14 protein-coding genes and 1 pseudogene are annotated in these 14132 nt (G+C 36.9%); 10 read left to right on the top strand and 5 right to left on the bottom strand.

The genetic code is table 11. The annotated features are described in order from the left end of the window. Positions 1-54: 54 nt before the first annotated feature. Together CKW03_RS19830 and CKW03_RS19825 are read right to left on the bottom strand one after the other, a co-directional pair. Positions 55-441 (bottom strand): hypothetical protein, encoded by a 387-nt coding sequence (locus CKW03_RS19830; protein ID WP_093099836.1) that lies wholly within the window; start codon positions 439-441, stop codon positions 55-57. Positions 442-537: 96 nt separating this feature from the next. Then, positions 538-1167, bottom strand: a pseudogene (locus tag CKW03_RS19825) (TraM recognition domain-containing protein); the annotation flags it as partial. Positions 1168-1208: 41 nt separating this feature from the next. On the opposite strand from CKW03_RS19825, the gene CKW03_RS20560 reads away from it, so the two are divergent. Beyond that, positions 1209-1457, top strand: a complete 249-nt coding sequence (locus tag CKW03_RS20560; protein WP_139185508.1) for a hypothetical protein — start codon at positions 1209-1211, stop codon at positions 1455-1457. A gap of 445 nt (positions 1458-1902) precedes the next feature. Here CKW03_RS20560 and CKW03_RS19820 read toward each other — a convergent pair whose 3' ends face one another. Together CKW03_RS19820 and CKW03_RS19815 are read right to left on the bottom strand one after the other, a co-directional pair. Then, positions 1903-2748, bottom strand: coding sequence for an AraC family transcriptional regulator (locus CKW03_RS19820; RefSeq protein WP_093099834.1), 846 nt, complete (start codon positions 2746-2748; stop codon positions 1903-1905). 18 nt (positions 2749-2766) lie between these two features. Continuing rightward, the gene (locus CKW03_RS19815) at positions 2767-3291 is read right to left on the bottom strand and encodes an FUSC family protein (RefSeq protein ID WP_045754274.1); all 525 of its coding nucleotides are present in this window, start codon (positions 3289-3291) and stop codon (positions 2767-2769) included. 116 nt (positions 3292-3407) lie between these two features. On the opposite strand from CKW03_RS19815, the gene CKW03_RS19810 reads away from it, so the two are divergent. From CKW03_RS19810 to CKW03_RS19775, 8 genes are all read left to right on the top strand, one after another. Further along, on the top strand, positions 3408-4322 hold the full coding sequence (locus CKW03_RS19810; protein ID WP_045754273.1) for an AEC family transporter: 915 nt from the start codon (positions 3408-3410) through the stop codon (positions 4320-4322). A gap of 123 nt (positions 4323-4445) precedes the next feature. Further along, the gene (locus CKW03_RS19805; RefSeq protein WP_093099832.1) at positions 4446-5225 is read left to right on the top strand and encodes an SDR family NAD(P)-dependent oxidoreductase; all 780 of its coding nucleotides are present in this window, start codon (positions 4446-4448) and stop codon (positions 5223-5225) included. A gap of 33 nt (positions 5226-5258) precedes the next feature. Next, entirely contained in the window at positions 5259-5732 is a 474-nt protein-coding gene (locus CKW03_RS19800) for a Dps family protein (RefSeq protein WP_093099830.1), read from the top strand. Between the two features lie 1590 nt (positions 5733-7322). Next, complete coding sequence (locus CKW03_RS19790; RefSeq protein ID WP_093099828.1) at positions 7323-7535, top strand: hypothetical protein; 213 nt, start codon at positions 7323-7325, stop codon at positions 7533-7535. A 278-nt stretch (positions 7536-7813) separates the two neighbouring features. Beyond that, positions 7814-8047: a response regulator transcription factor gene (locus CKW03_RS20970; RefSeq protein WP_157739592.1), complete on the top strand. Its 234-nt coding sequence runs from the start codon at positions 7814-7816 to the stop codon at positions 8045-8047. A gap of 483 nt (positions 8048-8530) precedes the next feature. Continuing rightward, positions 8531-10729: a glycosyltransferase gene (locus tag CKW03_RS19780; protein WP_157739590.1), complete on the top strand. Its 2199-nt coding sequence runs from the start codon at positions 8531-8533 to the stop codon at positions 10727-10729. A gap of 306 nt (positions 10730-11035) precedes the next feature. Then, positions 11036-11158, top strand: coding sequence for a hypothetical protein (locus CKW03_RS20845; protein ID WP_261771989.1), 123 nt, complete (start codon positions 11036-11038; stop codon positions 11156-11158). Between the two features lie 51 nt (positions 11159-11209). Beyond that, a complete protein-coding gene (locus CKW03_RS19775) occupies positions 11210-12271 on the top strand; it encodes a fatty acid desaturase family protein (protein WP_093099822.1) in 1062 nt (353 codons plus the stop codon). Here CKW03_RS19775 and CKW03_RS19770 read toward each other — a convergent pair. Continuing rightward, positions 12249-12584, bottom strand: a complete 336-nt coding sequence (locus tag CKW03_RS19770; RefSeq protein ID WP_197700960.1) for an NAD(P)H-dependent oxidoreductase — start codon at positions 12582-12584, stop codon at positions 12249-12251. The two genes, CKW03_RS19775 and CKW03_RS19770, sit on opposite strands and share 23 nt — an antisense overlap. 729 nt (positions 12585-13313) lie before the next feature. Here CKW03_RS19770 and CKW03_RS19765 point away from each other — a divergent pair. Then, a complete protein-coding gene (locus CKW03_RS19765; protein WP_093099820.1) occupies positions 13314-14111 on the top strand; it encodes an ABC transporter permease in 798 nt (265 codons plus the stop codon). Positions 14112-14132: the final 21 nt, after the last annotated feature.

Genomic DNA, 14132 nt, shown 5'->3' with positions numbered 1-14132 from the left:
ATTATCAAACAGCAAATGCACGATGAAAGGATTCATCGTGGAAATCAAAAAAGATTAACAGAATTTCGGAGGTTGCCAGATGGCAGAACGGTAATTGTTATCAGAAAATGTATCGCCCAAAGGCAAGGTTTTGGGTTCTTTGCCTACAAGTTTTTTGGTTTCTATATCAAAACTAAAAGGGGGGACAAGTACAAAACTGATATTCAAAACATCGATATGTACGATAAACGGTAATTGTTTGTCTTGTTCATAATCGTCATCGTGTGGATGGTTTTCCAGATGGCTCCCGGCGTAATGAACTTCCAAAAATTGCAAAACAGTAACCTCCGGATTTTTTTCTTTGTGATCGAAATAATGCTCTATAAGTATAGGAAACTTCAATAACTGACCTAATTCAGTTGTCGAAATTAAATACACAGACAATAATAATATTGAAAACATTTTTTTCACTTAACAAAGTTAATAAAAAAGTCTGCTCTCTTTTATAAGACGCTGTAATTTAAAATATTTCAAAATAAATGATTTAAAAATTCAATATTATCCCTCCTGTATCAAATGCTGTAAATTCGGGTCGTTTTTTATACGCTCCATTTCACTTTCCACGATATGAACAATGTCTAATTTTATCTGACGATAATTGTTCTCAATATCCCGTTTCATATTATCTTCTCCGCTTTCATCGACAAAGGATAAAATTTCCGGTATCTTCTGGTACGCTTTTGTTTCGGCAGCAACTTTCTCGTTATCTACTACAATTTCTGCGTGAAATATCTTTTGTTCTATACGTTCGTCAAAGTTATCGGACACTGAACCGACAAACATACCTTGTGTAAGTGTACTGATTTTTGAAGCTGGAATAAGACTGTCTAATTGGGTAGAAATTGAAGTTGATTTGTCATTTCGGTTAATCGTCATACTTTGGCGTTTCTGTAATACTTTCCCAAAGCGTTCTGACAGGCTCTTTGCCGTTTCGCCCACGACCTGACCGCTAAAAATATTACCGACCGTGTTCTGAATTACCTTAGCTTCCTTATCTCCATAGTCACGAATTAATTGGGAAAAATCCTGAAAGCCTAAGCAAACCGCTACCTTATTACTTCTCGCCGTTGCAATAAGATTGTCCAAGCCTCTAAAATAAATTGTCGGTAACTCGTCTATAATGACAGGTGCTCTTTGGAGGCCATAACTATCTATATATGGAGCTGGAGTTGGCAAATTCATGGAAACAGGGCCTGGGATATGGCCTGGGGGGAGTCGGTGGAGCTGCCATTGCACAGAACGCCATAAAGGGAAAAGGCATCGTATGGAACATCCACGACAAGCAGTTCAATATTTTCAGGAGCTGTAAGGATTTCAATGAATTCATCTTAGAGAGATATCCCGAGGGCGTTCAGGAATGCATAGATAGACAGCCCGATCTTCAGCAGGTTCGAGCAGCTGTTGAAAAGATCAAGTAGACATTGACAATTCATTTTGTGTGTTATTTTGTTTTCATTCTCTATCGATTATCCCTAATTTTATTTTAGGGTCATATCGCTTTTTTATTAAAATCCTCATTGATAATGTAAAACGAACGTACCATACCGGTGCTATAAAATTCAAAAGGAAATTCATTATTATTGCACATTTGATTAGAGCATGGATGGTCACAGGATATTTTCCAGAGTTCTTTATTTTATGAACTGAAAACACTAATACAGTTTATCACAAATTTTTCTAGATTGTCTTTTTTTGGAGGGTTACAATTACTTCCATAATTGTTCTTCATTTTGCTGTGAACAGTGAATTTAATAAGGATAATTACTCTTATACTTTTGGCAGGTTTGTTTGGCTATGAGAAGTAGATTTTGACCGATTAATGAACTCATTTTGTAATAAAATTATTTTTTATAATTCCTTGTGTCATTTCTTTTTTTTAGAAAGATCATAAAGAGATGGACTGTGACCTGTGTTGTTCTTATAAAAATGAGAAAAATGGCTTTCATCATTAAATCCAAATTCTTCAGCAATTTGGCTCATGTTAAATTGTCCAGATTTCAGTCTTTTATTAATAAGCATCAAACGGTAATGATTAAGGTATTCTCGGTAATTTATATCAAAATTACGTTTGAAATAGGCACTGAAATACGTAGTGGCAATGTTGAAATGTGAAGCAATATTCTTTATTTTTACTTTGTCAGGAATGTAAATGTGCTGATGGATATATGAAATCAATTGTTCCCTTGCTGGAAAATGGTCATTTCCGTTAAGCGACATATCCTGCATAGCTTCCTTTATAATGCCGAAAACAGAAAGCACCTGATGAAAAACGACAGGTGATGTAACAACATTATGCGAGTTGTTGTAAAGAAGTATATTATCAATTGTATTTCGTAGTATTTGATGAATTTCCGGGCTAAATTCTAATTTAACTTCCTTCAAGATTTTGTTGTTCATAATGCTTTCAGGATTGTTATTCATATAATCTTGAAATTTCCAGTGCTCTTTACTGCTAAAATAGTCATCTGTAAATTTAATGCAGATGACCTTGGTTTTTGTATCCATTTTAAAATTATGCTCATCCTCCGGAGAAATCACAAATAAGTCTCCTGAACAATATGAAAGATGATTTTGATTAATCTGATGAATCCCCATTCCATCATAAATATACACCAGCTCAAAATAATTTTGACCGTGAATCGTAAGGTGAAACGAAGCTTCTTCAAAATCTAATATTTCTAACGGGAAAAACTGTTTTAGTTTAGTCATGCTTTGCTCTCTCAAAAATTACTTGTTCGTTTTTATTTTTATTTGCTCTATGACGATAGTAGCGACAAGAGAGAGAGTACATCCGGCAACAGATTCAAGAAAACGCATTAATCCTGACCGCCAGACAATTTCAAAAGCTTTGTCATGGGTGCTCAATCCAACAATAATAACAGTAATACATCCAATTTTTAACGCTCCTGTCCATTTAAAAACAGAAATAAAAATACAGGTACAGAACAATGCAATGCCAATTGACAAAAAAAGATTTGTAGTAAAGTAAACTATTATTGTTGTCAGCAAAACTCCTACAAATGTGCCCAAAAGTCGGTCTTTCATCAGACTTTTAGCATTTTTTGGGAGGTCATCAAAGACCACAATAGCGGATACGGCACACCATATACCACTTAAATAATCATCAGAAAGTTGTAGTAACTTATTAATCCCAAGACCTAAAAAATAAGAAATTAGGATAACAAGCGTAAGTAAAGAAGCTTTTACAACAATACCGGCATCTGGGGGGTCTTTAAAAATTTCAAATTTCACAAATTATTTTTCAGATAGGTTAATATAACACAAATATACAAACCTTTATTTATTTTATACATACATGGCGGTATTCCAATCTGCTAATTTTGCATAGTTAAAATATTATTGAAATTATGGTCAATTTTGTGATGATAGCATTCTGCATAATTGCCGGAATGATATTTCGAAAAGCAAAATTAATTCCGCAAGATGCACATAAGGGAATCAACACATGGATTTTATATCTGGCACTCCCTGCTGTTTCTTTTAAATATATTCCTAAGATTGAATGGAGCAGCCAAATGTTATTTCCTGCTCTTTCTCCTATATTGGTTTGGGCTGGATGCTGGATTTTTATGGAATTTTATTCCCGGTACAAAGGGTATGGTCAACGCTCCCGAAGTACACTTGAGCTTGCTGGAGGTTACAGCAATACGTCTTTTATAGGGTTTCCATTGATTATGGCATATTATGGCGAACAAGATTTAAGCATAGCCATCATTTGCGACCAAGTGATGTTTGTACTTTTATCCACTGTAGGTATAATTTCAGCAATTAAAGGAAACCGTTCAGATAAAGAAGGAATAAAAGCATCAGTTTTGGTTAAAAGATTGCTGACTTTTCCGCCCTTTATAGGTTGTATGGGTGCACTTATCTTATCTAAGGTGACAGATTTGAGCATAGCTGAACCTTTCTTTGATAAATTGGCAGCTACGGTAGGACCATTAGCTCTTTTTTCCGTAGGGTTACAATTGAAATTTAAGGGATGGAAACAGGAAATCTCCCAGATTTCAATGTCCATGCTATACAAATTAATGATTGCTCCGGCATTGGTTTTAATTGCTTCAATTTTGTTAGGAATTAAAGGAGATATTGCACGTATAAGCGTATTTGAAGCAGCAATGCCCACCCTTATTACTTCCAGTATTATTGCAGAACAATTCAGGCTTAATGCGAGGTTAATTAACCTGATTATCGGAGTTAGCATTTTAGTTGGTTTTATTACTACAGCATTCTGGAACAGCATTATGCAGTTATTGGTTATCTGACAGATTTTAGAATGATTAAATCTTTTCTACATCATTTTGTCATCGTTCTACAAATAGACTTGGCTGATAATAAAGTAAATTTGTAATATAAAGAACAGATAGCTAACCTTAGAAAGATGAAATATGGACAATTTCAAAGATAAAACAGTATTTGTAACCGGAGCAGGTGGCGGAATTGGAAAAGCAATTGCTTTGACTTTTGCTAAGAAAGGTGCCCATGTAGCTTTGGCAGATGTAAAAAAAGAATTCGTAGAAAAAGTGGCTAAAGAAATCAAATCAATTGGAGGTAAAGCTTTGGCCTTGGCTGTAGACGTAACAGATTATGCTTCCGTAAAAAGTGCAGTAAGTGAAACAATAAATACCTTTGGAAGTTTAGACGTAGCCGTAAATAACGCTGGTGTAGTGGGTATAGGAAGTATCGAGGAAATAGATGAACATGAATGGGACAGAGTACTTTCGGTAAATGCAAAAGGTGTTTTTATATGTACTAAAGCGGTGTTAGAAGTCATGAAACCACAAAAAAGCGGAGCCATTATCAATACGGCCTCTATAGCCGGCAAAATGGGTATGGCACATTTATCACACTATGTAGCTTCTAAATTTGCGGTGATTGGTTTTACCAATAGTATTGCAAAAGAGGTTGCCGAAACGGGAATTACCGTAAATGCTATTTGCCCTGGTATCATTGGTACAGGGATGTGGCGTGGTGAAGGTGGTATCGCAGACCGCTGGAAACAAGCCGGAGAAACCGAAAGTCAGTCATGGGAACGTAACAAGAAAACACTGATACCGCAAGGTGTGGATCAGAGTGCAGGGGATATTGCTGATGCGGTTTTATTCATCGCTTCTGCTCCCCATATCACAGGGCAAGCCATAGCTGTTGATGGTGGGATGACTATGTAAAAAAGTATTATTAATAAATAAAAAAATCAAGAAATGAAAACGCAAATTGGAATTAAAAGCGAAAACAGACAGGCAGTAGCCGAAATTCTTTGTAAATTATTGGCAGATGAATTTGTATTGTACACCAAAACAAGAAATGCACACTGGAATGTTGAAGGACCTGACTTTCATTCTATGCACATTTTCTTCGAAGGTCAGTATCAACAATTGGCAGACTTGATGGATGGTGTAGCTGAACGTATCCGTACGATAGGTCATTATGCCCCCGGAACATTAAAAGAATTTTTGGAACTTACGCATCTTAGCGAAGTCTCTAACCAAAAAAATGACAGTGCTGGTTTTATAACAGAACTCTTGGCTGATCATGATACTATAATCGATTTTATCAGGGGTAGTATTGATGCGGTTCAGGAAAAATATAACGATGCCGGTACCAGCGATTACATCACCGGATTTATTGAAACCCACGAAAAAATGGCGTGGATGTTAAGAGCACATTTGAAGTAGTAATCTATTAAAATCTCTTATATTATTGAACAAATGCAACAAATGCAACGTTTAGTTAAACAAGTTGCATTTATTTATAGCTTATTAGGATAGATCTCATTTTCTATTTTTTAGTAAATTCTGATTTCGCCAAATGTTTTTAAAATTTAGCATTATTCCGCTTAATAACCTAATCTTGTTGTATACGTTAAAATCTTAGGTAGGTCTGAATATCAAGTTATTGTGGTTTCCATATGACAATTTCTTATAAATATTTGAAAAGAATTAATGAAATTTATTAGAATTAATCGATAAAAAGGTATAAATGAAGTAATTAACTTGCAATTTGGTTGATTTCCATAAATTGGTGGGAAAGTTTCCTAAACCCCATCTGTGATAAGTTTATCCAAAAACTCAAAGTAGTTTTAGGAAATTTTTTTGCTTCTTTTTGTATATTTCTTGTTCTGTTTTTTCAGTTGGTCCAACGTAAATATATGGTTTAGTAAATTTTCATTCAAGTATAAAATTTAATATTATGAATTAATACTTTAGCATGTAATGAACTTATCGACAATTAGACTCCCTAAAAACATTAATCAAAAATCCAACCTGTAATCCTTCATTATGGGAAATTAGAGGTCTCAAAGCTTTCTTGGAGGACCCTTTGAAATAACTTACTGTTTCCTTTAAATCAACCGTCACAAATACGTCACAGCTGTAAATTTTGAATAATAAAAAGAAGTTCATAAATTGCTAAAGCAAGCAGGAAACATAGATTTTTACTCCTGTTGAGGAGAGCCGGCCTGCAGACTCTTAATCTGTGGGTCCTGAGTTCGAGCCTCAGCGGGGTCACTGTCAAAAAAAGCCGTTTTTACTTGCTTGAAACGGCTTTTTTGCGTTCTTTTGGACGGTTTTGGAACTTACTCCCTACCCATTTTGAAAAACCTCAAAATGGTGTGTTTTTGCACAGTTTTTTGTTGAACTTCAGGTAAAACCGTCACAAATACGTCATAAAGGTTTTCGCGCTAATGAAAAGATTATGACAACCGTAAGCGCAAAGGATTATGAACACAACAAAAAAGCAGATGGAACCTACAATGTAAAAATTAGGGTCTTTCAAAAAGGAGAGAAAAAATTAATTGACACTCCTCACTTCCTTTCCTAAAACACCTCATTAAAGTGTAAGGGAAAAAAGAATTTGATATTAAAGATCCTTTTGTTCTTGAAATAGTTGACAAAAAGCTAAAGGAGTACTGTTAAACGATCAGCGAACTAGAGGATAACCTGGATTTTATTACAGCCGAATCCTTACGTGATTATCTCAAAAACAAATATGAAGAAATTGATTTCATAAAATTTTGTGATAATTATATTCAACAGGAAAAAGATGATGAACGGGAGGGTTTCGCTGCCAACCATCGTGTAGTTCATAATCATCTTGTTGATTTTTTTTAGCGGGAAAACGTTTCAATCAATTAAATTCATTTTAACATGCTCATTCAATTTGAACGCTATTTAAAATTATAGCGGATAATAAGAAGAATAAATCAATTACGTAAACCTGATACCAAGATTTCAAAGCTTGTCTCAGATACGAGTCTATATAAATACATGCGTGATCTTCGAACCCTATTCAATGAAGCTTTGAACCATTATAATAATGAAGATATGGGTATTATCCTTATCAAGCTTTATCAATTCAAAAAATACAAAGTAGGTTCAGCACCACTTACTGAAAATAGAAATAATAATCTTGAAGAATTTATCCGAATTCTGGATTTCGACACCTATGGCCATCCATATATTTCTGCAAAACTTTTGTAATATCAATATCATAGTTCAGTTATAGTATTAAAGTTCAATTCCGATATTGAAAAAAGAGATCATAGGGAACATTCCTGCGACTTCCAACTTGCCAGGAGTATCCGAAGGCTATACAAAGAAGGGATTTACCCGATTATATACATTATAAATACCTACTCCAAGCCATCTGGAAATTTCCCTGCTTGTCTTCCATTTTCAGTCTAAATTGATATCCAGCCGATGGAGGGCCAGCAACGTATATTGTTAAGACTTCCCATAATCGGAAAGCCAGATCGCCATTGTTCAATTTCCGGCATACTTTTAAGTACTGTGAATGGTCTTCCCCACTTATAGAGGCAGCTTTTACCAGGGCAGATGCCCTGACACTTCTGGAAACCAACAAGGTCGATGTTGTTTTGGCGAATATCAACATGCCTAGAATAAATGGTATTGATGATACCTTGTCCATTAAAAAGAATCAACCCAAAACACGGGTTAATGCCATAAGTAATATCAGTGAAGGTATATTTTGAAGGAAAATGATCACAAACATTTTATCTTTAATGTCGGGAGTCCCACTTTTAAAAACCTCTTTGACTCTTTTATATAGTAATGAGTGTGCTTAGCTAATATAGCGATGGAGTTCATTGATTCCCTAAAGCTTCAAGATCGAAGATTAAATCATAAAATGTTTGCAAATTTAAAGTATGCAGCCTTTTTTGTTTCTGGTGAGGACCAAAAATTAAAAGGATCCTTCAACAATTAGTGATTAATTCGGTGAATCATTTCTAGAAAGTTATCTGTTCCAGTGTAAGACCTCAGTTTTCGACCTTTTATATCCAACTCTCTACAGTATTGAAGCAAAACTTTCAAAATGAACAGTAATACTTGTTTTAAACGAAGACTAAATATCTTTTTAAAAATGTCTGTTTTATTCCGTATATTGGTACCCCTTCCTACATGCAGACCTTGTAATAATGCGAGACGAAAGTATGCAAGGCTCAATCTTCAAGATTATGACATTTATATCAGTAAAAGGAATCGCTTTCCTTTCGACTTTCCCCCCTCGCGCATGCGGTATCGCTACCTATACGACAGATCTTATGACGGCAATTGTGGATAAATTCCCTTCATTTAACCTTATACCCATACCGATAGAGAAGGGAATTGAACATATCTATCCATTTTACACACCTCTTAAACTAAACGTTTCAGACCTCGGCTCATTTGACCGTCTTAAGGAATATATAAATACATCTTCGGATATCGATATGGTATGTGTCCAGCACGAATTCGGCCTGTTCAAAGATCAAGAAATGGATTTTCTCTCGTTCATCAGCAATCTGGAAAAGCCCTTGGTTCTTACTTTCCATACCGTATTGCCCTCACCAGATTTATTGTTGGCTGAAAAGGTGAAGGCACTAACGGAAGCCTGCTCCCGTGTCTCGGTCATGACCAGGAATTCTGCAAGTATTCTGTCCAAGGATTATCAAGTGTCGGAGGACAAGATTATCATGATACCCCATGGTACCCACATAGCACCCGCAGTTGATAGGATCGAGATCCGTCGACGCTATGATCTGGCAGATCGGAAAGTGTTGAGCACATTCGGTTTGTTGGGCCCCGGAAAGAGCATTGAAACTACATTGGAGGCGCTCCCAGCGATCATTGCACGGACACCAAATGTCATGTTCCTCATTCTTGGCATGACACATCCTGCCCTGATCCAACAAGAAGGAGAACACTATAGGGATATGCTTAAAGAATTGGTGGATCGATACCAGATCGCCGATCACGTCCGATTTGTCAATGAGTTTTTATCAACTGAAGATCTACTGTCGTACCTGCAGATTACGGATGTATACCTTTTTACTTCAAAAGATCCGCTTCAGGCCGTCAGCGGTACTTTCTCCTATGCATTGAGCTCTGGCTGTCCTATCGTGTCAACGCCAATACCCCATGTACGTGAAGTATTGAAAGAAGACATGGGGATCATGATCGACTATGAAGCTCCTGGTCAGCTGTCGGATGCCGTCAACCAGATATTGGAGGATTCGTCAAAACTTGAGAGGATACGCCATATCAATCTGCAAAAAACGGTGGCCACATCCTGGCAGAACGCCGCATTGGCACATGTCAATCTATTCGAAGATCTTGTCGGCGAGCAGCGAAGGATAATATATGCTCTTCCACCGATCAATTTGGATCACATTCAGCGCATGACAACGGATATGGGGTTTGTTCAGTTTGCCAATATCAGTACGCCCGATATGCAAAGTGGGTATGCTCTGGACGATAATGCCCGTGCCTTAATCGCTATGTTGCACCACTATAGGATATTCGAATCATACAGCGATCTTGCCCTGATACAGAAATACCTGCAATTTATCGCCTACTGTATACAAGATGACGGTACGTTTCTGAATTATGTGGACAAGAAAGGCCTTTTTACGGTTCAGAATAATCAAGAAAACCTGGAGGATGCAAATGGGCGGGCAGTATGGGCATTGGGCGAGGTCATCGGGATGTCCGATATACTGCCTGAAGAATTGTCTGCGCTCGCAAATGAATTGTTGGAACGGACATCGGATCATTTCCTATCCTATCACTCGACTAGATCAATGGCCTTTACGATCAAAGGATTGAGCTTTCTGAAGCACAATCGCTATATTAATGTGCTGAAGACATTGGCAGACCGCTTGGTAGCCATGTACGATCATGAGAGCTCAACAGACTGGCAGTGGTATGAGTCCTACCTGACTTACGGCAACAGTGCTATTCCAGAATCATTGCTCGCGACATACCAAGTTACGGGGCATAACATTTATAAAGAAGTTGCGTACAGATCGTTTGATTTTCTGCTTGGCAAGATTATGATAGGTGGCGAAATCCATGTCATATCCAATAAAGGTTGGGCACAGCGTGGAATTCCAGGAACAGATAGCAAGGGAGGCGAACAACCTATCGATGTGGCCTATACAATCATGGCATTGGAACGGTTCTACAGAGTCAGTCGGGAATATCGCTATAGAGAAATGATGCACTATGCATTCGAATGGTTCTTGGGCCGGAACCATCTTGGACAGATCGTTTACAACCCTGTTACAGGAGGCTGCTTTGATGGACTCGAAGAGGAGACGGTCAATATCAACCAAGGTGCAGAATCAACCCTGAGTTACCTGATGGCAAGGCTTATCATGGAGCCTTATGCATAACTGAGCTGTCACTTATTATTCAGCAAACATAATGTACTGAATGTCAATTAAAATCATTACCTTTAACTTACGGGTCTGCAACTTATTTAACACCAATAAGCAGATCGGACATGAAATATAGCATGATTTATTATCCTGAATTATTTCAAATTGTCCTGTAACAACCCCTTCTTTTTAAAGCAATTCACAATTTTTAAATCGAAAGAACAAATTTCTTGACTCCCTCCGGGATAGGTCAAACAAGCTAATGGTCAATCGTAGAAAACGATTGGCAGGCGAAAATTAACAGTATAAAATTTACCCATCATGAGTAAAGATCAGAAAAAAGCAAAAAGTACGAAAGAGAAGACACAATCTTCTTACCAACAGGAAAAAGATTCGACTTCAAAGGAAACAACAACAAATGTGTTTAGCAAGAAAAAGAAATAGGCCTTTATATGAGCCTGCTAGTATCTTTTATATTACCATTAACAATTCCACATGGCACCAGTAATCAAATTCAGCAATGAAGATTCATTCTTTTCAAAATCGCTCAGAGCAAAGATAAACGAATATTTTAAAGTGAGTGGCAAATCTAAAACAGGTGATTGGCGGATCGGTTTAAAGGCGACCATCCTTTTTCTCTCACTTATCTGCATTTATACGATTCTGGTATTTGTGCAGCCATATTGGCCGATCAGTATCCTTTTGTGTTTGCTCTTGGGAGTCAATCTTGCAGCAATCGGCTTTAATATCATGCACGATGCAGGACACAATTCTTTATCGCGCAATACGAAGATAAATTCCCTGCTATCGTACTCGCTAAACCTTGTTGGGGGCAATATATACCTCTGGAAACTGAAGCATAATATCGCACACCACACGTACACCAATATTGATGGAGAGGATCATGATATTGAGATCAAGTTTATGCGGGTTCACCGCGATCAACCACTCAAGCGCTATCACAAGTATCAAAGATATTACTTTATCTTCCTGTATGGTATATCTTACCTCGCGTGGGTTTTCTTTCAGGACTATGAAAAGTACTTCCGGCAAAAGCTTGGTAAAAACTCCGAAAGATTTGCTTTCCCCCTTAAACAGAAAGTTATCTTTTGGATAAGCAAAGGTTTCCATCTAGGTATATTTGTAGTCATACCTATGATTGTTGTAGGATGGTTGTCGACCCTGATGGGGCTGTTAGTGGCCGGGGTAGTCTGCGGGATCTGTCTGGCTACCGTATTCCAGCTTGCCCATGTGGTCGAAGAAACAGAATTTAAGTCGATAGCTACTGACAAGCTGGAGGAAGAATGGATGGTACATCAGGTTCATTCGACAGCTAATTTTGCGACTAAGGATAAGGTGTTGACATGGTTGCTCGGAGGACTGAATTTCCAGTTGGAGCACCATCTTTTCCCCAAGATCTGCCATGTGCATTATCCTGCTATCAACGAGATCGTAAAAGAGGCCTGTAGAGAGCTCGGAATCAAGAGCGTTGAGTACGGAACATTCCGGGAGGCATTCAAGTCCCATGTCCGGGTCATCCGCAGTATGTCGCAATAGCACTCGTTTGATGTTTGTAATCGTTATAACTTCTTTCCGATGTACGAACCGTAATGCTCGGTACGAAATTTTTGCCTTTCAGTTTGTCGCCTTTCGAACCGCACGCAAACTGGTGCTCAAATACTTCATCGAACCAATGCTTCAAAATAGCATACTTACTGTACCAATAAATTGGATACTGAAAAACAATCGCCTGATGTCTTAATAGTACTTCGTGCTCTACTTTTTTGTTAATCTTGTAATCGGGATATTGGGTATGAATATCCCTGATTTCTAAATCCAAAATGCTTTTTTGTAATTCTTCGATAATCATTCTGTTTGCAAAAGGGTTAGCAAATGTTGTGGATGTGGCAGTATAATTAATGCCATAATTTCTGTTTTTTTAAGATTTAAAATATCATACTATAATAGTTTTAGTTGCAAAACTTATCTGAGTTAATTACGTTTCCAATAGCTAACAAAATAGATAGGTTTAAAAGATTTTATTAGGTCTTGATGCTACATTCTATACGAATAAAAATCTCTATATAGTTCCATTTTTTGCTATCTACGACACGGTTTCCGTTAAGGATCAGGGTTTTCTGTATTTGTGCCTTTCAATTCGGTGATCAAGTTAGAGTAAAATCAAAGCTACTGATAATGAAAGAAAGGGAATTGCCAAATGGCAAGATCTCAATTTTTTATGAAATGATTTTAGAGCTAGAGTTTGTTTAGAATACCCCTAACAGAGGTGAAATATTTGTAGAAGATTGAATCGATAGAGGAGAACCTCAGAGGGTAATGCAATAAGAATTAGAAATCCTAAATCATATCCAAATCTTGTTATTCTCCAATCCTTTCCATCTTGGCTCAACTGTATTACGTTCATTTACGAACAACAAAATGTCCGATAATGGACAGCAACTTAACCGAAACAAACCATAAACGTTTGAAATACAAATCATTAAACTATTGGCAGATAAATTGTTTTTTGCTTTTAGTTTAAAGAATATTTTTAGGAGATGACTTTTTGGTCAACTTCCTGTTAATTAAAACATTCGATATGTTCCAATTATTATTCAAAAATAGCATCAGGCATTTAAAGAGAAATAAGCTCTTTACTTTCTTAAACATTCTTGGTTTGACTATAGGAATTAGTTCCTGTTGGGTGATATTTAAGTTTGTGAATTATGAACTGAGGTATGAAAGCGGACTTCCTAATAAGGAAAATATCTATAGAATAGTTAGTCGAATAAATTTCGGTAAGCAGGAGGAAGACACATGGAATGGAGGTGCTTCACGGCCCATATTCTTTGCTCTTCGAGATGATGTGCGATCATTAGAACGTGCAGTTCCAGTATATAAATTCTATACAGAGTTGGTGACCATACCTGATAGTAAAGGTCAAGCTAAACGAGTGGAGGAGTTGGAATACGAAAATCAGATCATACAAACGGAGAACTCCTATTTTGATATGATTGGTTACAAGTGGTTGGCTGGAAATAAAAACGGGGCATTATCTTCACCTAGTCAGGTCGTACTAACGGAGGATAGGGCAAAATTTTATTTTCCAAACATGGATTATAATGACATAATCGGGAAGACTCTAATATATTCGGATACTATCCAAAAAACAGTCTCAGGTGTTGTAGCAGCATTGGATTACCCGTCAGAATTTAATGGTGAGGTATTTATTTTATTACAAAAAAGAGAACAGGACAATAATATAGGTGAGTGGACCAATACCAATTCATCAGATCGGATTTATTTTCAAGCAATTGGTCAGAAACAAGCTGATGATGCTTTTAATCAGATCAATAATATTGTAGAAAAAAATATCAAGAGTTTCTACAAGAGGTAAAGCCTATTATACATGGTCAAG

Origin of the sequence: Sphingobacterium mizutaii (genome assembly GCF_900187125.1) — a bacterium.
GTDB classification, from domain to species: Bacteria; Bacteroidota; Bacteroidia; order Sphingobacteriales; family Sphingobacteriaceae; genus Sphingobacterium; species Sphingobacterium mizutaii.
Note: the sequence above shows the minus strand (reverse complement) of the source record. Positions and strands in the feature narration are given on the sequence as shown.

Bases quoted from the DNA above. Each gene is read 5' to 3' on its own strand.
- CKW03_RS19780 (WP_157739590.1), top strand. From the start codon at position 8,531: ATGACATTTATATCAGTAAAAGGAATCGCTTTCCTTTCGACTTTCCCC.
- CKW03_RS19820 (WP_093099834.1), bottom strand. From the start codon at position 2,748: ATGACTAAACTAAAACAGTTTTTCCCGTTAGAAATATTAGATTTTGAA.
- CKW03_RS20845 (WP_261771989.1), top strand. From the start codon at position 11,036: ATGAGTAAAGATCAGAAAAAAGCAAAAAGTACGAAAGAGAAGACACAA.
- CKW03_RS19790 (WP_093099828.1), top strand. From the start codon at position 7,323: ATGCGTGATCTTCGAACCCTATTCAATGAAGCTTTGAACCATTATAAT.
- CKW03_RS19810 (WP_045754273.1), top strand. From the start codon at position 3,408: ATGGTCAATTTTGTGATGATAGCATTCTGCATAATTGCCGGAATGATA.
- CKW03_RS19765 (WP_093099820.1), top strand. From the start codon at position 13,314: ATGTTCCAATTATTATTCAAAAATAGCATCAGGCATTTAAAGAGAAAT.
- CKW03_RS19800 (WP_093099830.1), top strand. From the start codon at position 5,259: ATGAAAACGCAAATTGGAATTAAAAGCGAAAACAGACAGGCAGTAGCC.
- CKW03_RS19770 (WP_197700960.1), bottom strand. From the start codon at position 12,584: ATGATTATCGAAGAATTACAAAAAAGCATTTTGGATTTAGAAATCAGG.
- CKW03_RS19775 (WP_093099822.1), top strand. From the start codon at position 11,210: ATGGCACCAGTAATCAAATTCAGCAATGAAGATTCATTCTTTTCAAAA.
- CKW03_RS19805 (WP_093099832.1), top strand. From the start codon at position 4,446: ATGGACAATTTCAAAGATAAAACAGTATTTGTAACCGGAGCAGGTGGC.
- CKW03_RS19830 (WP_093099836.1), bottom strand. From the start codon at position 441: ATGTTTTCAATATTATTATTGTCTGTGTATTTAATTTCGACAACTGAA.